General features: G+C 74.3%; 1 pseudogene. It reads left to right on the top strand.

Going from position 1 to position 688, the window contains the following annotated elements:
- Nucleotides 1-185 precede the first annotated feature (185 nt).
- Nucleotides 186-688: pseudogene (locus G3I71_RS52855) on the top strand (hypothetical protein); the annotation flags it as partial.

Here is a 688-nt window from a genome sequence, read left to right as displayed (position 1 = left end):
TGTTGGCCCGGCTCGTCGTCGCCGTTCGGGACGAGGGCCACCACTGGTTCCGGGTGCCCCTGCGGGCCGGCGGGAAGGTGCTGGCGGGCATCAGCATCGGGCGGGCCGAACCGAAGGGCGGGGTGACGGCCAACCAGACCGGCGTCCTGACGTTCACGGACCACCGGCTCCCGCTGTCGGCCCTGATGAACCGGTGGGCGTCGATCGACGCCGACGGTGTCTACCGGTCGGCGTTGGCCCGGCACCGGCGCTTCGAGGAGTGCCTGGCGACCTTCACCCACGAGCGGCTGTTCCCGTCCGTGGGCGCCGCGCACGCGCAGCGTCTCGCCTGCGCGGTCACCACCCGGTTCGCGGCCGTGAAACGGGCCTTCGGGACCCCGCTGCTCGGCCACGCCCACTACCGGACGCGGTTGACGACCGCGGCGGGTCGGGCGCTGGCCTCCCGGTACGCGCTGGAGGCGCTCTACACCGGCCCGGTCTGGCGGGAGCACCGCGATGCGGCCAACGCCACCATGGTCGACAGCGACGACGTCCTGCTCCTGCGGGGTCCCGGCTTCACAGCTCCGCCCGGCGCCCGTGAGGTGCTCGCGACCGTCTGCCACCCGGCCGACGCGGCCGCCTTCGATGCGTACGCCGCCCGGCACCTGGGCCCGGACCACGCACTGCACCGTACCGAGCACGCCGAGAA

Source organism: Streptomyces sp. SID12501 (assembly GCF_010550245.1).
Taxonomy (GTDB): domain Bacteria; phylum Actinomycetota; class Actinomycetes; order Streptomycetales; family Streptomycetaceae; genus Streptomyces.
Note: the sequence above shows the minus strand (reverse complement) of the source record. Positions and strands in the feature narration are given on the sequence as shown.